We start from the raw sequence: 21465 nt of genomic DNA on the forward strand, positions 1-21465 counted from the left end.
GGGCGTCGCCGGATGTACGGCATGAACCTCTTGCATGTAACCGGACCATGTCAACTGTCTTGCTGGGATGAAAAGCGTTTCGGATGATGCATTTGAACGCTTGCATCCCATTTCTTCCGCTATTTTTCTTTCAGGCATCCCATGTCTGTAGGCCTTGCGGAGATGAGGCCCACCCCGCCGCCGGTCAGGCGAGCCAGAGGTTTCCGTACCGGTAGTACGGCATGCCGCCGACCTCGGGCTCGGCACCGGAGACACCCCGGGAGGCGTCGAGGATGTCGACGTAGGCGGGGATGATGAAGGTGCCCCGCTCGAACTGGATCTCCTGCATCCGGTGGATGAGTTCGGTGCGTCTGGCGTCGTCGGTCTGGCGGATCGCCTGCTTGAAGAGGCTGTCGTACTCGGCGTCGTGGAAGTGCGTCGAGTTGGCGGTCGAGCCGGGGCCGTCGGTGTACGTCGCGGAGATCAGGATGTTCCCGGTGGAGGGGATGTTGGCCGCGAAGGGGAAGTTGAGGCCCTGGCTGCCGAAGAAGGTGCCGGGGTCGACCTTGTCCACATGGACCGTCACCCCGGCGGCCTTGGCCTGTTCGGCGAATACCTCGGCGCCGCTGATCATGCCGGACAGCAGGTCGCTGGTGGTCAACCGGACCTCCAGACCGCTGCCGTGTCCCGCCTGCCTGAGCAGCGACCGCGCCTTGTCCAGATCCTGGTGGCGCTGCGGGATCGCGTGGTCGAAGGCGGGATCCTGCCAGGCGAACAGGTCGTTGGCGACGGTCGCGTAGCCGAGCACCGACGACTTGATCAGCGCGGGCCGGTCGACGATCAGCCGGAACGCCTCGCGGACGCGGTTGTCGTCGAAGGGTGCGACGTCCGCCCGCATGCCGAACGCCTCGATGGCCGCCTTGGGCGACTTGACGACCCGTATGCCCGTCTGCCCCGACAGGGTGGCCGCCAGCGGATAAGGCACGCCGTCGACGATGTGGATCTGCCCGGTCTTGAGCGCGTTCAGCCGTGAGGTGTCGTCGGCGAAGTCGATGATGTGCAGTTCGTCGACGTACGGGTGGCCGGGGCGCCAGTAGTTCTCGAACCGGGTGAACACCGACTGCCGGCCGGGCTGGAAGCTCTGGTACTTGAACGGCCCGGTCCCCACCGGACGGTGGGGGTCGAAGTCGACCGGGACCACGTAGACGAACGTCGACATCGCCTCGGGCAGCGGTACGAAGCCCGAGGTCAGTGAGATACGGACGGTGCGGTCGTCGAGCTTCCGCAGCCCTTTGGGGTCGATCATCGCGAGGCTCCCCGCATAGGGGGACGCGATGGACGGGTCGAGGGTCCGTCGGATCGTGTGGATCAGGTCGTCGGCCGTCAGGGTCTTGCCGTTGTGGAACTCCACACCCTTCCTGAGCCGCACCGTCCACACGTCGGCCGTCGCGTTGGAGCTGTACTCCTCGGCCAGCCACTTCTGTATACGGTAGTCGGCGTCGGGGCTCCAGACGTTGTCGAACAGTGCCCCCGCCCTCGCGGTGTCCAGGGCGTTCATGCCCTTCGCGGGGTCGAGGGTGTCGCTGAAGCTGCCTCCGGTCATGCCGTGCCGCAGCACACCGCCACGTTTGGGGGCACCGTAGCGGAGCTTCTCCTTTCCGGCCCCCGGCTCGGACTTCCCGGGCTGTACTCCGCCACAGGCGGTCAGCGCCGCTCCGCCGAGCAGCGCTGCCCCGCCGAGAGCGCCGTACCTGAGCAGCTCACGGCGGCTCGGGAACGACTCTGCGGTCCGCACATCGGTCATCTGGGCTCCTTCAACGAAGAACTGTCTGCCGGTATGTCGGGACCACCGGATGCGGCCGGGGCGTCGACGAGCGAGAGGGAGTCGCGGATCAGCGTCATGGTGTAGGGGGTCGTGGCGTGGTCGAGGATCCCGTGCACCGGACCGACCTCCGCGAGCCTGCCGTTGTGCAGCACGGCCACCCGGTCGGCGATCTGCCGGACGACAGCGAGGTTGTGCGTGACGAAGAGCATGGTCAACTGCTGCTCCGCCTGGAGCCGTCCGAGCAGTTCGAGGATCGAGGCCTGCACCGACACGTCCAGTGCCGACGTGATCTCGTCGCAGATCATCAGCGTCGGCCGGCAGGCGACGGCCCGTGCGATCGCCGCTCGCTGCCGCTCACCGCCGGAGAGGTCACGGGGCAACCGCTCGGCCAGACCGGGAGAGAGCGAGACCAGTGAGAGCGCCTCCCGAGCCTGTGCGCGGGCCTCCTCCTCGGAGACACCGAAGAAGTGCCGGATCGGGGCCACGACGCTGCTGATCACGGTGCGCCGCGGGTTCAGCGCACGGTCCGGGCTCTGGAAGACGTACTGGATGGTGCGCTGGCTCTGCCGGTCGCGCTCGTGCGCGTGCCTGGCCAGCTCCGCGCCCGCGTAGCGGACCGTACCCGTCCACTGTCCGGTGAGCCCGACCAGTGACCGGGACAGGGTGCTCTTGCCCGAACCGGACTCACCGACCAGCGCCAGGCACTCGCCCTGCCGGACGTCGAGGTCGACGTCGAAGAGCACCTGCGCCGACCCGTAGCGCGCGCTGAGGCCGCGAATCTCCAGCAGTGCCGGGGGAGCCTGGGCGGCGTCGGGGCCTTCGGCCGAGGAGGCGAAGGCGGGCTGAGCGGCCTGGGGCCCTTGTACCGGTTGCCAGCAGGCGACCTGGTGGGCGGGACCGATGTGGGTGACGGGCGGGTGCTCGTCCGCGCAGTGTTCGGTGGCGTGCCGGCAGCGGGGCGAGAAGGGGCACCCCGCGGGCCGGTCTCCGGGGCGCGGCGCGGTGCCGGGGAGCCGGCCCAGGATCCGACGGCCCGCGACGTCGGGGACGGCGGAGAGCAGGGCACCGGTGTAGGGGTGTGCGGGCGCCTCGAAGATGGCCTGCCGGGTGCCGACCTCCGCGATCCGGCCGCCGTACAGGACCAGCACCCGGTCCGCCAGGTGCCGTACGACGGCGAGGTCGTGCGTCACGTGCACCGCCGCGACCTTCCGGGAACGGCACTGTTCGCGCACGATCTCCAGAATCCGGGCCTGGGTGGTCACGTCCAGGCTGGTGGTCGGCTCGTCGAGCACGATCGCGGTGGGCCGCAGCAGGAAGGCCATCGCCAGCAGCACACGCTGCAGTTGTCCGCCGGAGAGCTGGTGCGGGAACCGCGCCAGGAACCCCTCGTCGGAGGGAAGCCGCACATCGGAGAGCGCCGACGCGACGGCGTCCGAGCGCTGCTGTGCCGAGAGGCCGGCGGCGTGCTCGCGCAGCACGTCGTGCAACTGCCAGCCGACCCGTCTGCCCGGGCTCAGCGCCGAGGCGGGGTCCTGGGGGACGTACGCGATGCGTGCCCCGCGCAACCTGCCGAGTTCGTCCGGTTTCAGCGCCAGCAGGTCGACGCCGTCGAGCAGGACGCTGCCGCCCGCGATCCGCGCCCCGCGCCGGGCGTGGCCCAGCAGTGCGGTGCCGATGGTGGTCTTTCCGCAGCCCGACTCGCCGACCAGTGCCACGATCTCGCCGGGCCGGACATCGAAGGAGACCCCCTGGACCACCGGTGTCCCGTCGGCGAGTTCCACCAGCAGGTCCCGTACCTCCAGGCCGCTGCTCATGAGGCGGTACTCCGTTCGACTCCGGTGAAGCTCCGTCCGACGCCTTCGGCGAGGGTGTTGGTGGCGATCGTGAACAGGGTGATCATGACGATCGGGGCCAGCACCGCGAGGGGCTGCACGGTCACCCCCGAGAAGTTCTCGGAGATCATCAACCCCCAGTCGGCGGCGGGCGGTTGGACGCCGAACCCGAGGAAGCTGATGCCCGCGACCAGGCCGATCGACCAGGTCAGCAGGGCGCCCGCCTGGACCAGTACGGGGGTGAGGACGTTGGGCAGGACCTCCTGCAGGACGATGTCCCGCCGGGAGAACCCCATGGCACGCGCGCTCTCGACATGCTCCCGGCCCACCACCTCGAGCGTCAGCCCGCGTACCAGCCGCACCACCACGGGCAGGAAACTCAGCGCGGTGATCATCACGATGATCCACGGGTCGCGCCCGAGGAGGACGATGAACATCAGGACCATCACGATGTCGGGCAGGGCGAGCAGCACGTCCATCGACCACACGGTGGCCGCGTCGGTCCGGCGCCCCGAGTAGCCCGCGATCATCCCGACGGTGACGCCGACCACGAGGGTGATCGCGGTGGCGGCGAACGACATCCAGATCACCGACCGGCCGCCGCAGAGGATCCGGGACAGTACGTCCTCGCCGAGGAAGTCGCCGCCGAGCGGCATGGCCGGGCCCGGTGCCTGGAACGGCACGCCGACGATCGCGCTGGGCGAGTGCGGTGCCAGCCAGGGCCCGCAGACCCCGACCAGTACCATCAGCGTGGTACCGACCGCTCCGGACCTCGCCCCGCGGTCGGCGAGATACCTGGCCACCCAGCGGGACCTGCCGCGGCGCCGCGGCGCCGGCCGGGTGTCGCTCACGACGGACGTCATCGCATGCCTCCAGAGGTACGCAGTCTCGGGGTGAGGAGCACGGTGAGCACGTCGGCCGCGATGTTGGCGACCACGATCCCGGCCGCGAAGACCATGCAGACGGCCTGGATGACGGGCAGGTCCCGGGTGGACTCGGCGTTCTGGAACAGCGTTCCGAGGCCCGGGTAGTTGAAGATCACCTCGACGATCACGATGCCGCCGAGCAGATAGCTGAGGGTCAGGGCCGAGGACTGGATGGCCGGGACCAGCGCGTTGGGCAGCGCGTGCCGCCACACCACGTTCCGCTCGGAGATTCCGCGCAGCCGTGCCATGGCCACGTACTCGGAGTCCAGTTCCTCGATCATCGCCGCCCGCGACAGCCGGATGGTGTAGGGGGCGGAGATGAGGGTCAGTGCCAGTGCCGGCAGCACGAGCTGCCGCACCTGGGTGAACGCCGACGCTCCCGGCGGGAGGATGGTGCTGGCGGGCAGGACCGTGAACACCGAGGTCGCGAAGAACAGGACCACTCCGGTGGCGATCACGAAGTCGGGCAGCGCCAGCAGGGTGAGCACGACGGGGCTCGTCACCCGGTCGGTGAAGCGGTCGCGGCGCACCGCCAGCCACGTCCCGATCACGATGGGCAGCGGGATGGCCACGGCCGCCGCGTACGTCATCAGGGCCAGCGAGTCCCGCAGACGGTCCGCGACCACGCTGCTCACCGGCCGGCCGGCGGCCAGTGACTGCCCGAGGTCTCCGGTCAGGACACCCCGAAGCCAGTGCCAGTACTGCTCCCACAGTGGCCGGTCCAGCCCCAACTGGTGCCGAAGACGTACGAGTTGCTCCGGCGTGGCGCGGCGCCCCAGGATGGCCTGCGCCGGGTCGGAGGGCAGTACCTGGGTGGCCAGAAAGACCAGCAGCGACACCACGAGCAGGACCACCACACCGCTCAGGACTCGCCTCAGCAGCCAGCCGCCCAGCCCCGACCCGCGCCACCGACCGCCGGGAGCGTCCTCTCCTGTCCGTGCCATCAGCGTGCGCCGTCCGCGGGCGCCAGTGAGCCGTCGGGGCCGATCCGACGGACGGTGGCCACGACGGCGGCGACGATACGGTCGGCCTCGGCGTCCGTCAGGACCAGCGGGGGCACCAGGTTGACCGAGCCGTGGTAGTACATCGCCAGGACGCCGTAGTCGTCCCTGAGCACCGAGTCGATGACCTCCTCGCCGATCACCAGCTCCGCCCCGGTCGCCCGGTCCGAGGTCAGGTGCACCCCGAGCATCAGACCGCAGCCGCTGACGTAGTCCACGACCGGCACCGCCGCGAGTTCGGCGGCGAGCCGCTCCTTCATGCGCCGCCCGAGCTCCGCGGACCGCCCCACCAGGCCCTCCGCTTCGATCACGTCGAGGTTGGCGCAGGCGACCGCGCAGGCGACCGCGTGCCCGCCGTAGGTGCCGCCGCCCTCGGCACCGGTGATCGCCGTGGCCACCTCCGCGGAGAGCAGCAGCGCCGCCAGCGGCGCGTAACCGCTCGCGATGCCCTTGGCCACGACGATGATGTCCGGCTCGACTCCGTAGAGGTTGGCGGCGAACCAGTCACCGCAGCGTCCGAAGGCCGTCACGACCTCGTCGAACACCAGCAGGATGCCGTTGGCCCGGAGGACCTCGCTGACCCGCGGCCAGTAGTCCGCGGGCAGCTCGACCATGCCGGGACCGGCCATCACCGGCTCGGCGAAGAACGCGGCGATGTTCTCCGCGCCCAGGTCGTCGATGGTGCGCCGCAGCGCCTCGATGCAGTGGTCGGTGGGGTCGGCCCCCTCGAAGCGGGCCGTGTTCTGCCGCAGCGGTGAGATCACCTGACGGACCCGGGGCAGCATCGGGCCCAGGCCCATGTCGGAGGTGAATCCCTGCAGGGCCGCCCCGGAGTAACAACGCCCGTGGAAACATCCCTCCAGGGACAGGACCCAAGTGCGATCCGGCTCGCCGCGCCGGGCGTGGTAGAGCCGGGCGAGCCGGAACGCGTCGTCGTCGGCCTCCGAGCCACAGCTGGCGAAGCGGACGCGTGCCATGTTCGCCGGAGCCTTCGCCAGCAGCCGTTCGGCGAGTTCGATGGCGGGCCTGTTGGTGAGGACCCCCTCCGTCGAGATGTGACCGAGCCGTTCGGCCTGCCGGCGTGCGGCCTGCGCGAGCTCTGCCCGGCCGTGTCCCACATGCGTCAGCCAGGCGGCGGACTCCCCGTCCAGGAAGGCGCGGCCGTCGCTGTCCCATACGGTGGCGCCCTCGCCTCGCACGATCACCGCGCGCTCGGTGACGGCGGCATCGAGCCACGGGTGCTGCACGACCGCGCGGTCGCGTTCGGCCCAGGTCGCGGGTGTGCTCACGATTGCCCCCTCAGGATCGATCCGTCGGGCCGGACCCTGGACAGGGCGCCCTGCAGTGCCGTGCCGAGGAACTCGGCCTGCGCTTCGGTGAGGACGAGCGGTGGTGCGATCGTGACGATGTTGGCGTGGACGCCGACGATCACGCCGTGGTCCTGCCGGATGACCCGTTCGAGCAGTATCGGGTCCACCGGGCAGGGTTCCCCGGTCGCATGGTCCGCGACGAGTTCGACGGCGGCCAGCAGACCGAGGGCGCGGACGTCGCCCACGGCGTCCAGCCGCCGTAGAGGTGCGAGCGCCCTCGCCAGGTGGTGCCCCACCGCCTCGGCGTTGGCGACCAACGCCTCCTTGTCGATCACGTCCAGGACCGCGCCCGCCACCGCGCAGGCGGCGCCGTGGCCTCCGTAGGAGCCCCCGCTGTCGGCGCCGGCGAGCACCTCGGCGGCGCGCTCGCTGTAGAGGATCGCCGCGAGCGGCAGGTAGCCGCCGGCGATCCCGTTCGCGGTGATCACCAGGTCGGGCGCCAGACCGTGGTGCTCCGCCCCGAACCAGGTGCCGGTCCGTCCGAACCCGGTGACGACCTCGTCGAGCACCAGCGGAATGTCGAACTCGGCGAGCAGTGCGGTCACGCCGGACCACCAGCGCCGCGGCAGCGGGACGACCAGGTCCCGCGCGCCCAGGACGGGTTCGGCGAAGAAGGCGGCGACCCGGTTCGGGCCGACCGACTCGATAATGGCGCGCAGCTCCCGCAGACAGTGCTCGACGGAGGTCCCCGCCGGATCGGACGGACGCTCGCGCGGCGCCGCCACCTGGACGAACCCCGGGAGTACGGGCCCGTACCCGGCGTCCTCCCCCCAGCCGCGGAGCGCGGCCCCGGCAAGGGTCCGGCCGTGGTGGGAACCGGACACCGAGATGATCCAGTGCCGCTCGGGGTGCCCGCGTCGGTGCTGGAACTCGCGGATCAGCCGGACCGCCTCGTCGCACGCCTCGGACCCGCTGCTGAGGTAACTCACCTTTCGGATCCCGGCCGGTGCGTGAGCCACGATGCGCTCCGCCAGGGTGATGGCCGGAGGATTGGTGACGTTGCCGCCGGTCCCGAAGTGCTCCAGCGTCAGCATCTGCTCGGCCATGACGTCGGCGATCTCCGCGCGGCCGTGACCGATCTGGGTGAACCGTCCGCCGGCGTAGGCGTCCAGGTACTCTCGGCCGTCCATGTCGCGGACCTGACTGCCGCGCCCCTCCACGAGCACCAGGCGTTCGTCCGTCTCGTCGCCGATCGTGGGGTGCTGGATCACGGCGCGGTCTCGTGCGGCCCAGGCCGCGCCGCTGTCGATGGAGGTCTTCCCGGAATCATTTGATGGTGTAAGGATCGAGCGCCCTCCGGAGATCTTCCGCTCGGCGAGCCACCGGCACAGTGCCAGGACCTGACCGGTCAGCGGTGTCTTCCGGACAGACTGGCCCGTTCCCGGTTGCGGCAGTAGTGGTGGGCCCGGAAGCGTGCGCCCACCGACAACTCAAGGACACCGGACGTCAAGTCCGAGGTGCCGCGAGGCAACTGCGCAGCGGTTGCGCCGACGAGGTGGGAGCGGGCGCGCGGTCCGGCTCCGCACACCCGGGATTCCGTTTCCCCGGCCGGAGCGAGGTTCGTGTCCCCGTCGTGGTGTGGTCGATCACGGTCCGTCGCTTCCCCTTCGGAGCCGTCCGGCACATGCCGCCGCGCGCTGTCGTGCGAACACCGCTGGTCCCGGCTCGGGGAGCCTCAACTCGCCCTCCGGCGAAGGCGATTCGGGCCGCGTCCCGAGTGTTCCTCCAGCTTGACCGGCTACGGCGGGATGCCAGTGGAACCCTGTGCACGACGGCGACGGACTCGCCGGGCACACACCGGGAAGGGCCGGCGGCCGCGGTCGCGCATCCGGCCCGGCATCAGGTGGTGCGCCGACGCCGGTCCTCCGTGGCGGGACGCTCCCCGCCGCCGCGATCGGACCATCGGGCCGCCACCCCCGGTCGTTCATCTTCCGTCAACCAAAGGGACTCCTCGAATACACCCGCCATTCTCATGAGCCCTTCAGGAGCCGCTGGTTGCGTATGCGTCGCTGGCTGGTCCGCAGGAGAGCAAGGAGACACATGGTGTTCCGGTCGAAGGCAGCCGCGCCCAAGCATGCCCGGGCCCGTGGGGCACAGGCGCAGGAAGGCGACGGCAAGGTCGTCGAACGCGAGGATTCGGCTCCGCTGCACGTGGCCAGTCGCCTGCACGCGTTCAACCGCTTCGAGCTGAAGTATCTCGTACCGGTCGAGCAGGCTGCCGAGATCCGGGACGAACTGGCCGAACGGATGGACCGTGACCTGCACAGCCCGGTCGGCGGCTACGGGGTGTGGAGCCTGTACTACGACACCCCGCAGCTCCGCTTCTACTGGGAGAAGATCGAGGGACTGAAGTTCCGCCGCAAGCTGCGCATCCGTCACTACGGCGACCTCGACGGCGTGACAGACGAGTCGCCGGTGTGCGTGGAGATCAAGCAGCGGGTCAACCGGGTCACTCAGAAGCGCCGTATCACCCTCCCATACCAGGTCGCGCGCAGACTGTGCGACGGCAAAGAGATGGTGGAGCACTCGCCGAGGGAGAGCGCGTTCATCCAGGAGGTGCTGGAGCTGATCGTGCGCCTGAATCTGCAGCCTACGGCGATCACCGGCTACCAGCGCGAAGCGCTGGTAGGACGCGACGCCGACACCGGACTGCGGGTGACCTTCGACCGGCGCGTCCGCGGCCGGGACCGGGACTTCCACTTCGGTGTCTCCACACCGGAGAACCGGTTCACCATCCCGGCGCACCTGTCGGTGATGGAGATCAAGGTGAACGAGCGCACCCCGCACTGGATCACGGATCTCGCGGCCCGCCGGAACCTGAACCTCGTCCGGATCTCCAAGTACGTGCAGTCCATCGAGGCCTTCGGCCTGGCACCCCGGTCGGTCTTCCACGTCAACGAGGCGGACTACCCGCCCCCCACCCCCACAGGACAACCGCCGCAACACCAGCGGCCGGCGCCGGGCGCGCCGATGAAGGCAGGAGCACAGTGAACTTCGAACTACAGGAACTCAGCGGCACGTTCAGCGTGGCCGACGTGGTGGCGGCCATGGCGCTGTCGTTCATCCTGAGCACGGCGATCGGATACACCTACCGTTACACGCACCGCAACGTCTCCTACAGCCAGTCCTACGTCCAGACCCTGATCATCGTCGGCATGATCGTCGCATTGATCATGCTCGTGGTCGGATCGAACCTGGCCCGGGCGTTCTCACTGGTCGGCGCATTGTCCGTGATCCGTTTCCGAAACGCGATCAAGGAAACCAGGGACGTGGGCTTCGTCTTCATGGCCATGGCGATCGGCATGGCCTGCGGAGCCCGCTTCTACACCCTGGCCGCCGTCGGCGCCGTGGTCATCTGCACCGTCGTCATCGTCATGTTCAAGTTCAACTGGTTCGCGCTCAACGTCCAGCGGCAGGTCGTCAAGGTCCAGGTGCCGGCCGGGGAGAATCACACCCCCGCCATCACGGACGTGCTGATCAAGTACACCAGCGAGTTCGAGCTGGTGAGCACCGAGACGATCCGGGGCGGGGCGCTCACCGAGGTGTTCTACACCGTCCGCATGAAGAAGGGCACGGAGCCGGGCGACCTGGTCGCGGCCCTCCAGGCACGCACGTCCGGGCAACGCGTGACGGTCCTGACCGGCTACGACACGACCGACCTGTGATGGCGGGCCGTCCGAGGAGTCCGGGGCGACGGCTCCGCGACCGGCTTCCGGTCCGTCTGCGCCACCACTGGAGGCCGGCCGCCGCTCTGGGCGTCGGGCTCGCGTCGATGGTGTACTTCCTCGGCGACGCGCGTGTCACCCCCTATGTCACCTCCGCGTCGCAGGTGGAGTCCGACCCCATCACGGAGAACGTCGAGGGCACGGTGGACCTGTACGACCGGACCGTGTCCCACTCGATCCAGCTCACGTACGACCAGAGCAGGTTCGAGGAGATGATGGAGGAGTTCCGCGACGAGGGCACCAAGGACTACATACAGGCCGACCTCGTCATCGACGGTGTCTATCTGGAAGACGTCGGGATCCGGTTGAAGGGGAACTCCACACTGATGTCCCTGCGTGGCACTTCGAACATGCCCGGTGGCGGCCGGACCATGCCGAATGCCGCGCAGGGCGCTCCGCAGGGCGCCGGTGACGCCGACGCGGGCCCGTCGGGCGAGGCGACGAACGCAACGGGCGGTCAGGGCGGCGCCCGGGGCGCGGACGGCGGCACTGGTGGCACGGGTGGAGCCACCGGAGGCGGTAACGGCGGCAGGGGCGGCGGCATGGTGTCGTACAACCTGTCCGAGGACAAGCCCGAGGAACTGCCCTGGCTTGTCAAGATCGACGAGTACGTCGAGGGACGCGCCTATCAGGGCGAGCGGGAGATCTCGCTCAGGCCGGGCAGCGAGGCGCAGGTGCCGCTCAACGAGGCGCTCTCGCTGGCGTTGACCAAGGAGAGCGGCCAGGCGGCAGAGCGCTTCGGCTTCGCATCCGTACAGGTGAACAACCGGCCGGCCGTCACCCGCCTGATGGTGGAGAGCCCCGGCACGGACTACGCCGAGGACCTGGGCAACGGAGTGCTCTACAAGGCGAAGGCCGGTGGCAGCTTCGCCTACAACGGCGATGACCCAACTGACTACGAGTCGTCGTTCAAGCAGCTGAACAAGAAGGGCAGTCAGGACCTCGAACCGGTCATGCAGCTCATCAAGTGGGTCAACAGCGCCTCCGACGAGGAGTTCGCGCGGGATCTCGACACGTACGTCGACGTCGAGTCGTTGGCCAACTACGTCGCCATGCAGAACCTCCTGATGAACGGCGACGACATGGCCGGCCCCGGCAAGAACTACTTGCTGTGGTACGACCTGGACACCAAGAAGTTCTCCGTCCTCGGCTGGGACTACAACCTCACCTTCAGCGGAGACGCCACAGCGGGGCCGGACGACACCTTCAGCATCGGAGGGGGCAGAGGAGGCAACGGCGAGCAGGGTGCTTCCGCGGGGAACGGCACGGCACCGGAGGCCGGGCAGGACGGCGCGGCGGGCGGAGCGCCCCAGGGCATTCCCTCCGGTGCTCCCCAGGGAATGCCCGGCGCAGCCGCAGGCGGTGGCCAGAACGGTGGCGGGGAGGGCCAGGACCGCACCGGCGGAGGCGGAGGCGGATTCTCTTCGGGACACATCCTGAAGGAACGGTTCCTGGAGTCCGACTCCTTGGACGATGTCTACAAGGACGCCTACCGCTCGCTCTACCAGAAGCTCTACGGATCGGGAGCCGCCGCGGACGCGCTGCAGACCATCTCCGAGGAGGCCCGCGCCGCCGGAGCCGACAGCGAAGACCTCGACACCGCGGCCTCGGCCCTCGAACAGACCGTCACCCAGCGGACCGAGGCGCTCGCCAAGGACACGCAGGTGACCGGCTGAGACACCGGCGTCCCGGGCTTCCCGTCTGTCAGTCCCGCCCGGGACGCCGGCCCACGTCACCTTCCGGACCTCCGGGGGTCCTTGCACCTGACGCGATCTCATCGGGCGTTCAGGGAGCGAGGGCCCCATGCTCATGCCCCGCACAGAAACCGTGGATAGCATCGCGCCTCCGTCCCCGACCGGGCCCCCGGGCCCGGTCTGCCTACATGTCCGAGGTGAGTCGGAGCCGTGAGCCAGAAGGATGCCGCCCCGTCGACACCCGGTGCCCGCCACACCGTTCTGATCGTGGAGGACGACCCGGGTATCCGCGCCCTGCTCACGTCCGCCCTGCGCGCCGCGGGTTACGCGGTGGTGCCGGCCGGCACCGGGCAGGAGGCCATGTTCGAAGCGGGCCGCCGCAGCCCGGACCTCATTCTGATGGACGTGATGCTCCCGGACACCGACGGGTTCGTGCTGACCCGGGAGTTACGGACGCTGGGTGCGTACACCCCTGTCCTGTTCCTCACCGCCCGAGGCGAGGTGGAGGACCGGATCGTCGGGCTCAGCTCCGGCGGTGACGACTACGTGACCAAGCCCTTCCATGTACAGGAGGTACTGCTGCGGATCCGAGCCATCCTGCGCCGAGGCAGCGCGCCCGCGTCCGCGTGGAGCCCTCGGCGGGAGCTGCGCTATGCCGATCTGATCCTGGACGAGGGCACACACGACGTACTGCGTGCCGACCGGCCGCTGAAGCTGTCCCCCACCGAGTTCCGGCTGCTGACCTGTCTGCTGTCCCACCCCGAGCGTGTGCTGGAGAAGGCCGAGATCCTACGGCTGGTGTGGAAGTACGACTTCGCGGGCGACACGCGCATCGTCGACACGTACGTGAAGAATCTCCGCCGCAAGATCGACCAAACACCGCCCGCTCTGATCCACACAGTCCGCGGGGTCGGTTACTGCCTGCGCCTGCCCCGCCAGGGAGCCGGGACAACCGCCTCGTGAGAATTCGGCTGCGACCGTCACGACCTCGTTCCCTGCGCGGACGCCTCATCTGGATGGCCTGCCTGCCGGCCGCGGCGGCGGTGCTCGTCTGCCAGATCGCCGGGCTGATCGTGCTGCGGTCCTGGCTCATCGACCAGATCGACGACCGGCTCCTCGACTTCCGTCCCCCCACCCACGTGTACCTGCAGATCGCCGACACCGGAGCCCTGCGGCATCCCGACCCCGACGACGGTCTGCCCTCGGACTACCACGTGTACTTCTACGGCACCGACGGCCTCCTGCTCGCGGACTCCCTCGGCGACGGGGCGGGCCCTCCCCTGCCGGAGACGAACGCCGGTCTGCAGCCGGCCGACAACGAGCCCGTCACAGTACGGGACGACACCGGGACCCGGGAACGGAGTTGGCGGCTCGTGACCGACTCCGGGCCCCGGAACATGCGCGCCGTGGTGGCGCTCCCCCTCGACACCGTGGACGGCGCGACCACCACACTCCTCTGGTTCGGCCTCGTGCTGGACGCGGGTGTAGCCCTCGGTGTCGTCCTGCTGAGCAACGCCGCGGTCCGTCTCGGCCTGCGACCGCTCACCAGGATCGAGCACGCGGCGCAGCGCATCACGGACGGTGCGCTGGACCTCGGTGTTCCCGCACCCGACCCGAACACCGAGGTCGGCCGCCTCGGTCTCGCGCTGAACACCATGCTCGACCGACTGCGCGCGGCCCTGCGACGTGCCGAGGCGTCCGAGACCCGTCTGAGCCGCTTCATGACCGACTCGGGCCACGAGCTGCGCACGCCGCTCACCTCGATCCAGGGCTTCGCGGAACTCCTCCTCCACGAGCCCGGGATGAGCGACCGGCGGCGCATCGAGGCGTACGAGCAGATCGCGCACAACGCCGACCGCATGACGCGCATGGTGGGCGATCTGTTCACGCTCGCCAAGCTCGGCGACACGCCACGCCTCAAACGGGAGACCGTCGACATGCTCGCCCTGGCCGCCGACGCGGTGACGACGGCGGCGGTACGTCACAGCGGCCACCGCGTCGGCCTGGAGCCCATGGGCGACGGTCACGAGGCCGGCCGGGACGGCGAGCTCGCCGTTGTGGAGACACTCGGCGATCCGCACCAGCTGGCTCAGGTGGTGGAAATCCTCGTGGCCAACGCTTGTGTCCACACCCCCGCCGGGACGTGGGTCCGTGTCGGGGTCGGCACCACACGGACTGACGCGGGAGCCACGGGCGCGGACCGCCCCGGACGGAGCAGCGTCTGTCCTCCGTTGCCGCCGGGCGTCCCGGTCTGTGTGGTCGAGGTCTCCGACGGCGGCCCCGGCATCGGACCTGACGAGGCGCCCCACGTGTTCGACCGGTTCTACCGAGCCGCCGCAGGTCCTGGCACGGAGGCCGAAGCGGGGTCCGGCCTCGGCCTCGCCATCGCGTCGGCCATCGCCGCGAACCATGGCGGTCGGCTGGAACTGGACACTCTTCCGGGCCCGGGCTGCACCTTCCGCCTTCTCCTTCCCGTCACCCACCCCGTGGCACGGGACGATCACCCTTGTGTTCCGGGCTAGCACGGTGACGGCGACGTCCGCACGCGAGAAGGGCAGTAGGCCGCGAGGAGCACCGCCGAGGCGGCCGCCGTCCGTCACGAGACGTTCGGTGCGAGAGGTATTGACGTTCCCTCTGAGCCTTCTAGTATCCAAGGCGACCGACGGGCCGATCGATGGTCGTGATATCGAACATGACTGTCGGTCGATCCGCACGCGGCACACCCCAGGCACGACAGCACCCGCATCATCAGCACCGGCAAGGCCCTTCCACGCGCCACCACGCCGGACGCCCGACGACGCGCAAGTGGTCGTACGGCGGGCCCCGACCGCCCATGGAGTCTGTATGCCCAGACGAGCAGCGCCTGCTGGGCCCCCCTGTCATGTCACGGCAGCCGGGTATTCCCACCATCCGGCGGGAGCCCTCGGGCGGCCGGTCCGTAACCCGGGCCGGCCCACTGCCCCGCGCGACACCCGAGCTCTGTACACCGGGGAACCGACGCCCTGGCATCTCCCCTGACGCAACGCACCTCGTCGTGTAACCCCGTCACCCGCTGACGTCCGGTCCCGTCACACGAAGGAGAGCGAACGCCCATGTCATGGCTCAACCAAGAGCACAGTCGCCGCTCGGCGCTGGCCACGGCCACCGGTCTGCTGGCCGGAGCCTCGGTGCCTGCCGCGTCCGGAGCACGCGCGGCAGCGTCCCCGCCCGCCGCGGTGAGTCCCGAGGCCGTCGCCGCCTCCTACACCAACCCGGTGATCTGGCAGGACTTCGCGGACATCGACATCATCCGGGTCGGCAACACCTACTACTGCTCGGCCTCCACGATGCACTACTCGCCGGGGGCGCCCGTCCTTCGCAGTTACGACCTGGTCAACTGGGAGTTCGCCGGTCACTCCGTGCCGACGCTGGACTTCGGCGCGAAGTACGACCTGAACGGCGCGCGGGGCTATGTGAGGGGCGTCTGGGCCTCGTCCCTCAACTACCGCCCGAGCAACAAGACGTTCTACTGGCTGGGGCAGATCGACTTCTCCAAGACGTACATCTACACCGCCACGTCCGTCGAAAGCACCTGGAGCAGGCTCACGACGATCGACAACGCCTACTACGACGCGGGCCTTCTCATCGACGATGACGACACCATGTACGTGGCCTACGGCAACACCACCATCAGCGTCGCCCAACTCTCCGCGGACGGACGCAGTCAGGTCCGGGCCCAGCAGGTCTTCGCCACGCCCTCGAGCATCGGCGCCCTGGAGGGCTCCCGCTTCTACAAGATCAACGGCAACCACTACATCTTTCTCACCCGTCCGGCGAACGGGCAGTACGTCCTGAAGTCCACCAGCGGCCCCTTCGGGCCCTACACCCTGCGGCAGGTTCTCCTCGACCTGCCCGGACCGGTCTCCGGCGGCGGCGTCCCGCACCAGGGCGGACTCGTCCAGACCCAGAACGGTGCCTGGTACTACATGGCCTTCGTCGACGCCTACCCCGGCGGCCGCATCCCCGTCCTCGCCCCGATCACCTGGACCTCGGACGGCTGGCCGACCGTACAACTCGTCAGCAACGCCTGGGGCGCCTCCTACCCCACCCCCGCCGTCCCGGCCCCGCCCCGCCAGGTCACCCCGCTGACCGGCGTCGACACCTTCAGCGGGACGACCCTCACACCGAAGTGGGAGTGGAACCACAACCCCGACAACAGCAAGTGGTCCGTCAGCAACGGCCTCACCCTCCGGACCGCCACGGTCACCGACGACCTGTACTGGGCCCGGAACACCCTCACCCACCGCATCCAGGGCCCCACGTCCACCGCGACGATCCAGCTCGACCACTCCGCCATGAAGGACGGCGACCGCGCCGGGCTCGCGCTGCTGCGCAACTCCTCGGCCTGGATCGGCGTCAAGCGCGACAGCGGCGCGACACGGGTGGTCATGGTCAACGGCCTGACCATGGACAACAGCTACAACACCACCGGCACCGGCACCGAGGTCGCGAGCGCCGGCATCTCCGGGAGCCGTGTCTGGCTGCGCGCGGACGCGGACATCCGCCCCGGCGCGGCCCGACCGGGAACCTTCTCCTACAGCACCGACGGCACCACCTTCGTCCGTCTCGGGCCCGCGTTCACGATGGGCAACGAGTGGCGGTTCTTCATGGGCTACCGGTACGCCGTCTTCAACTACGCCACCCTGGCGCTCGGCGGCTCGGTCAAGGTCACCCGATTCGAACTGACCAGCCCCTGACCGGGCAACGCCGCGCAGTCGCCGGAGCGGGGCCCGGCCCTCCCCTCAGGAGGAAGGCACCCGCGCTCGTACGCCGACCGGTCCTTCCGCGTCGTCCGAACCACCCACCAGAGTCCCCCGTCATGGAAAGGGCACACGATGTCTTCCTCTGTCAGCAGACGCCGCCTCCTGCAGGTGGCCGGGGCCACAGTCGTCGCCTCCTCCGCCGGACCCGTGCTCGGCAGTGCCCCCGCCCGGGCCGCCGTGGTACCTCCGGCCCGCGCCGACATCGGGGTGCTGGCACACCCCTTCGACTTCGGCCAGGTCCGGCTGACCGCGAGCCGTTGGCTGGACAACCAGAACCGCACCAGCAGCTACCTGCGGTTCGTCGACGTGGACCGGCTGCTGTACGTCTTCCGCGCCAACCACGGTCTGTCCACGGGCGGCGCCACCGCGAACGGCGGCTGGGACGCGCCGTCGTTCCCCTTCCGCAGCCACGTCCAGGGCCACTTCCTCACCGCCTGGGCCCAGCTGTACGCCGTGACCGGCGACACCGTGTGCCGGGACAAGGCGACGTACATGGTCGCGGAACTGGCCAAGTGCCAGGCCAACAACGGCACCGTCGGCTTCGGCACCGGATATCTCTCCGGCTACCCCGAGTCCGACTTCACGGCCCTGGAAGCACGCACCCTGAGCAACGGCAACGTGCCGTACTACACGATCCACAAGACTCTCGCCGGCCTGTTGGACGTGTGGCGCTACATCGGCAGCACCCAGGCCCGCAGCGTCCTGCTGGCCCTGGCGGGCTGGGTCGACACGCGCACCGGCCGACTCACCACGGCGCAGACACAGGCCATGCTCGGCACGGAGTTCGGCGGTATGAACACCGTACTGACCGACCTCTACCAGCAGACGGGGGACGATCGCTGGCTGACCGTGGCCAAGCGGTTCGACCACGCCACGGTGTTCGACCCGCTGGCGGCCGGCACGGACGCACTCAGCGGGCTGCACGCCAACACCCAGGTACCGAAGTGGATCGGCGCCGCCCGCGAGTACAAGGCCACCGGCACCACGCGCTACCGGGACATCGCGACCAACGCCTGGAACATCTGCGTCGGCACCCACACCTACGCGATCGGCGGCAACAGCCAGGCAGAGCACTTCCGCGCTCCCAACGCCATCGCCGCCTACCTGAACCAGGACACCTGCGAGAGCTGCAACACCATCAACATGCTGAGCCTCACCCGGGAGCTCTACGCCCTCACCCCCGACCGGGCTGCTCTGTTCGACTACTACGAGCAGGCGTGGCTCAACCAGATGATCGGCCAGCAGAACCCGGCCGACCCCCACGGCCACGTCACCTACTTCACTCCCCTCAAGCCCGGGGGCCGGCGCGGTGTGGGCCCGGCCTGGGGCGGTGGCACCTGGAGCACCGACTACACCACCTTCTGGTGCTGCCAGGGCACGGGCCTGGAGATGCACACCCGGCTGATGGACTCCGTCTACTTCCACGACGGTGGCAGCACCCTCACCGTGAACCTGTTCGTACCGTCCGTCCTCACCTGGACCGAGCGCGGCCTCACCGTCACGCAGACCACGTCCTTCCCGGCGACCGACACCAGCACCCTGGTCGTCACCGGCAACGCCTCCGGGACGTGGACGATGCGCATCCGTATCCCGGGCTGGACCACCGGGGCCGTGATCAGTGTCAACGGCACACCGCAGAACGTCACCGCCACCCCCGGCAGCTACGCCGCCCTCACCCGCTCCTGGACCGCCGGCGACACGGTGACCGTCCGCCTGCCCATGCGGATCATCATGCGGCCGGCCAACGACAACTCCAAGGTCGCCGCGATCACCTACGGTCCGCTCGTCCTGTCCGGTGACTACGGTGACACCGCGCTGAGTTCCCCGCCCTCCCTGGACACCTCCACGATCAAACGGACCTCCACCGGCCCGCTCACCTTCACCGCCACCGCGAACGGCTCCACCGTCGACCTCGGACCGTTCCATGACGCGCACGGCCACAACTACACGGTCTACTGGAGCATCGGCTCCGCCCCCACCGTCCGCCTCGTCAACGCCGGCAGCGGTCTCGTCCTGGGCATCCAGAACATGTCCACGGCCGACGGCGGCCGGGCCCTGCAGTGGAACGACAGCGGCACGGCCGACCACAACTGGGAGCTGGTCAACGACGGCGCCGCCTTCCGCATCCGCAACGCCCACAGCGGCAAGGTCCTCGGCGTCCAGGACATGTCCACGGCCGACGACGCGACCGTCCTGCAATGGTCGGACTCCGGAACCGCCGACCACCGCTGGAGCCTGCTGGACCAGAACGACGGCACCTACAAGATCCGTAACGAGAACAGCGGCAAACTCCTCGCCGTCGCGGGCGGCTCCACCGCCGTCGGCGCGTTCGCGGTCCAGGACTCGGACGACGGCACGGCCGACAACCGGTGGCGCGTCGTGCGCAATTAGCGCTGCTGCCCCTCCCTACCGAGTCAGCCGGATTCCCGGGCCTCAGCCGTCGAGTTCGCGCGGCGCACCGGCAAGATGACCATCACGGCGCCCCGGCTCAAGGGTCCCTCGTGGCTGCACGGCGGCATCGCGTCGGCCACGCGGGACGTGGTCGGGCCTGCCGGCATCACGCGGCTCCCGGGTGACGGGAACGGACCGGTAGGCCGCACCGCCCGGCGCCCACGTGTCGGAGCCGGACACCGGCACCAGAGCGTACGAGGGCGGCAATCACGGGGCCCTGCGGAACCGCCCCTTGACCGCCGCCCTCGGCCTGACGCAGCTCCCCGACCACGGCGCCGGGCGGGTCAGAGCTCCGCGGCCGGAGCCCGACCGGGGTTCACCGACGGCGGCCGGAACCCCGTCTCCCCCGGTGCGTCGCCGTGAGGCCGCTTCCGACCGGGCTCAGCCCAGATGCATCCAGACGCCCTTGACCTCGGTGTAGACGTCGAGGGCATATTTCCCCATCTCGCGGCCCCAGCCGCTGGCCTTGAACCCGCCCCAGGGCGCCGCACTGTCCGGGATCGGCAGCATGTTCACGAAGACCGCGCCGGCCCGGACCCGGGCGGCGAGATGGTGGGCGGTGGACAGGTCCCGGGTCCACAGGGCCGCCGCGAGGCCGTAGTCGCTGTCGTTCACCCGGGTGGCCAGTTCGTCCGGATCGTCGTAGGCGAGTACGGGGAGCACCGGGCCGAAGATCTCCTCGCGGGCGATGGCCATGTCGTCGTGGACGCCGCCGAAGACCGTGGGGCGGTAGAAGTTGCCCCGCTCCAGCGCGCCGTTCTCCCGGCTGCCGCCGGTGACGAGATGCGCCCCCTCGGCCACGCCCCGCCGGACGTAGGAGTCGACCTTGGCGAGGTGCTCGTCGCTGACGAGCGGGCCGAGCTGGGTGTCGGGGTCGATGCCGGGGCCGAGGCGCAGTCCGGCGGCGGCGCGGGCGAGTTTCTCGGTGAACTCGTCGGCGCGACGGCGGTCCACATAGAAGCGGGAGTAGGCGGCGCAGACCTGGCCGCTGTTGAGCAGAGCGCCCTGGAGGCAGCCCTCGACGGCGGAGTCGATGTCGGCGTCGGCGGCGACGACACTGGCCGCCTTGCCGCCGAGTTCCAGCGTGACCCGCTTGAGGTTGCCTGCCGAGGCCCGCACGATCTCACGGCCCACGGCGGTGGAGCCGGTGAAGGAGACCTTGTCGACGCCGGGGTGCTCGACCAGGGCCCTTCCCACGTCCGGTCCGCCGGTGAGCAGGTTGACGACACCGGCCGGGACACCGGCCCGCTCGATGAGCTCCACGAGCCGCAGCGTGGTGAGCGGGGTCTGCTCGGCGGGCTTGACCACGACCGTGTTGCCGCAGGCCAGCGCCGGGGCGATCTTCCAGCTCGCGATCATCAGGGGGAAGTTCCAGGGTGTGATCAGCGCACAGACGCCGACCGGCTCGCGCCGGGTGTAGTGCAGGGTGTCCGGGAAGGACACCGGCGCGACCGTGCCCTCGATCTTGGTGCACCAGCCGGCGTAGTACCGGAAGTGCTCGGCCGCGCCGGCCACGCTCACTCCCTGGGCGATCCCCAGCGGCTGTCCCTGGTCGCGGGTCTCCAACTCGGCCAGTTCTCCGGCGTGTTCCTCGATCAGGTCGGCCACCCGCCACAGCAGTCGGGCTCGGGCGGCAGCCGTGATGCCGGCCCAGCCGGGCGCGAGAAGAGCCTCGCTCGCCGCCTCCACGGCCTGGTCCACGTCCGTCCGGCCGGCCTCCGCGAAGAGCCCGACGGGCTCGCCCGTCGCCGGGTCGAAGCTGGTGAACTCCGCCCCGCCGGCGGCACCGGCCCATTCGCCGCCGATGAACAAACTGCCCCGAACGACGTCCATACCGGTGCCCGCCTCATCTTGTCCCGT

The 21465-nt window shown here is 69.8% G+C and carries 14 protein-coding genes; 7 read left to right on the forward strand and 7 right to left on the reverse strand.

Annotated features, from left to right (window positions below):
- Positions 1-184: 184 nt before the first annotated feature.
- Genes ACFULQ_RS25315 through ACFULQ_RS25340 form a run of 6 tightly spaced genes read right to left on the reverse strand, consistent with a single transcriptional unit; the run spans position 185 to position 8144 of the window.
- Positions 185-1783, reverse strand: coding sequence for an ABC transporter substrate-binding protein (locus tag ACFULQ_RS25315; RefSeq protein WP_383547422.1), 1599 nt, complete (start codon positions 1781-1783; stop codon positions 185-187).
- A complete protein-coding gene (locus ACFULQ_RS25320) occupies positions 1780-3618 on the reverse strand; it encodes an ABC transporter ATP-binding protein (protein ID WP_383547424.1) in 1839 nt (612 codons plus the stop codon). Before ACFULQ_RS25320 ends, ACFULQ_RS25315 begins: the two co-directional genes overlap by 4 nt.
- Complete coding sequence (locus tag ACFULQ_RS25325) at positions 3615-4499, reverse strand: ABC transporter permease (RefSeq protein WP_383547426.1); 885 nt, start codon at positions 4497-4499, stop codon at positions 3615-3617. Before ACFULQ_RS25325 ends, ACFULQ_RS25320 begins: the two co-directional genes overlap by 4 nt.
- On the reverse strand, positions 4496-5506 hold the full coding sequence (locus tag ACFULQ_RS25330; RefSeq protein WP_383547428.1) for an ABC transporter permease: 1011 nt from the start codon (positions 5504-5506) through the stop codon (positions 4496-4498). The genes ACFULQ_RS25325 and ACFULQ_RS25330 overlap by 4 nt, the downstream gene beginning before the upstream one ends.
- A complete protein-coding gene (locus ACFULQ_RS25335) occupies positions 5506-6852 on the reverse strand; it encodes an aspartate aminotransferase family protein (protein ID WP_383547430.1) in 1347 nt (448 codons plus the stop codon). Before ACFULQ_RS25335 ends, ACFULQ_RS25330 begins: the two co-directional genes overlap by 1 nt.
- On the reverse strand, positions 6849-8144 hold the full coding sequence (locus ACFULQ_RS25340; RefSeq protein WP_383547432.1) for an aspartate aminotransferase family protein: 1296 nt from the start codon (positions 8142-8144) through the stop codon (positions 6849-6851). Before ACFULQ_RS25340 ends, ACFULQ_RS25335 begins: the two co-directional genes overlap by 4 nt.
- 940 nt (positions 8145-9084) lie before the next feature.
- Here ACFULQ_RS25340 and ACFULQ_RS25345 point away from each other — a divergent pair.
- The 7 genes from ACFULQ_RS25345 to ACFULQ_RS25375 all read left to right on the forward strand — a co-directional run bounded on the left by ACFULQ_RS25345 (position 9085) and on the right by ACFULQ_RS25375 (position 19545).
- Positions 9085-9924 carry a polyphosphate polymerase domain-containing protein gene (locus tag ACFULQ_RS25345; protein ID WP_361277262.1) on the forward strand — a complete coding sequence of 280 codons (840 nt, stop codon included), beginning with the start codon at positions 9085-9087 and terminating at the stop codon, positions 9922-9924.
- A complete protein-coding gene (locus ACFULQ_RS25350; RefSeq protein ID WP_383547434.1) occupies positions 9921-10598 on the forward strand; it encodes a DUF4956 domain-containing protein in 678 nt (225 codons plus the stop codon). The genes ACFULQ_RS25345 and ACFULQ_RS25350 overlap by 4 nt, the downstream gene beginning before the upstream one ends.
- Complete coding sequence (locus ACFULQ_RS25355) at positions 10598-12334, forward strand: CotH kinase family protein (RefSeq protein ID WP_383547436.1); 1737 nt, start codon at positions 10598-10600, stop codon at positions 12332-12334. The genes ACFULQ_RS25350 and ACFULQ_RS25355 overlap by 1 nt, the downstream gene beginning before the upstream one ends.
- A gap of 228 nt (positions 12335-12562) precedes the next feature.
- Positions 12563-13315: a response regulator transcription factor gene (locus tag ACFULQ_RS25360; RefSeq protein ID WP_383547438.1), complete on the forward strand. Its 753-nt coding sequence runs from the start codon at positions 12563-12565 to the stop codon at positions 13313-13315.
- A gap of 53 nt (positions 13316-13368) precedes the next feature.
- Entirely contained in the window at positions 13369-14874 is a 1506-nt protein-coding gene (locus ACFULQ_RS25365) for an ATP-binding protein (RefSeq protein ID WP_383547440.1), read from the forward strand.
- A 570-nt stretch (positions 14875-15444) separates the two neighbouring features.
- Entirely contained in the window at positions 15445-17088 is a 1644-nt protein-coding gene (locus ACFULQ_RS25370; RefSeq protein WP_383547442.1) for a glycoside hydrolase 43 family protein, read from the forward strand.
- 138 nt (positions 17089-17226) lie between these two features.
- Positions 17227-19545: a beta-L-arabinofuranosidase domain-containing protein gene (locus ACFULQ_RS25375; protein ID WP_383547444.1), complete on the forward strand. Its 2319-nt coding sequence runs from the start codon at positions 17227-17229 to the stop codon at positions 19543-19545.
- Positions 19546-19986: 441 nt separating this feature from the next.
- On the opposite strand, the gene ACFULQ_RS25380 is transcribed toward ACFULQ_RS25375, so the two are convergent.
- Positions 19987-21438 (reverse strand): aldehyde dehydrogenase family protein, encoded by a 1452-nt coding sequence (locus ACFULQ_RS25380; protein ID WP_383547446.1) that lies wholly within the window; start codon positions 21436-21438, stop codon positions 19987-19989.
- Between the last annotated feature and the right edge of the window lie 27 nt (positions 21439-21465).

The organism is Streptomyces sp. NPDC057253 (assembly GCF_042669125.1).
GTDB lineage: Bacteria > Actinomycetota > Actinomycetes > Streptomycetales > Streptomycetaceae > Streptomyces.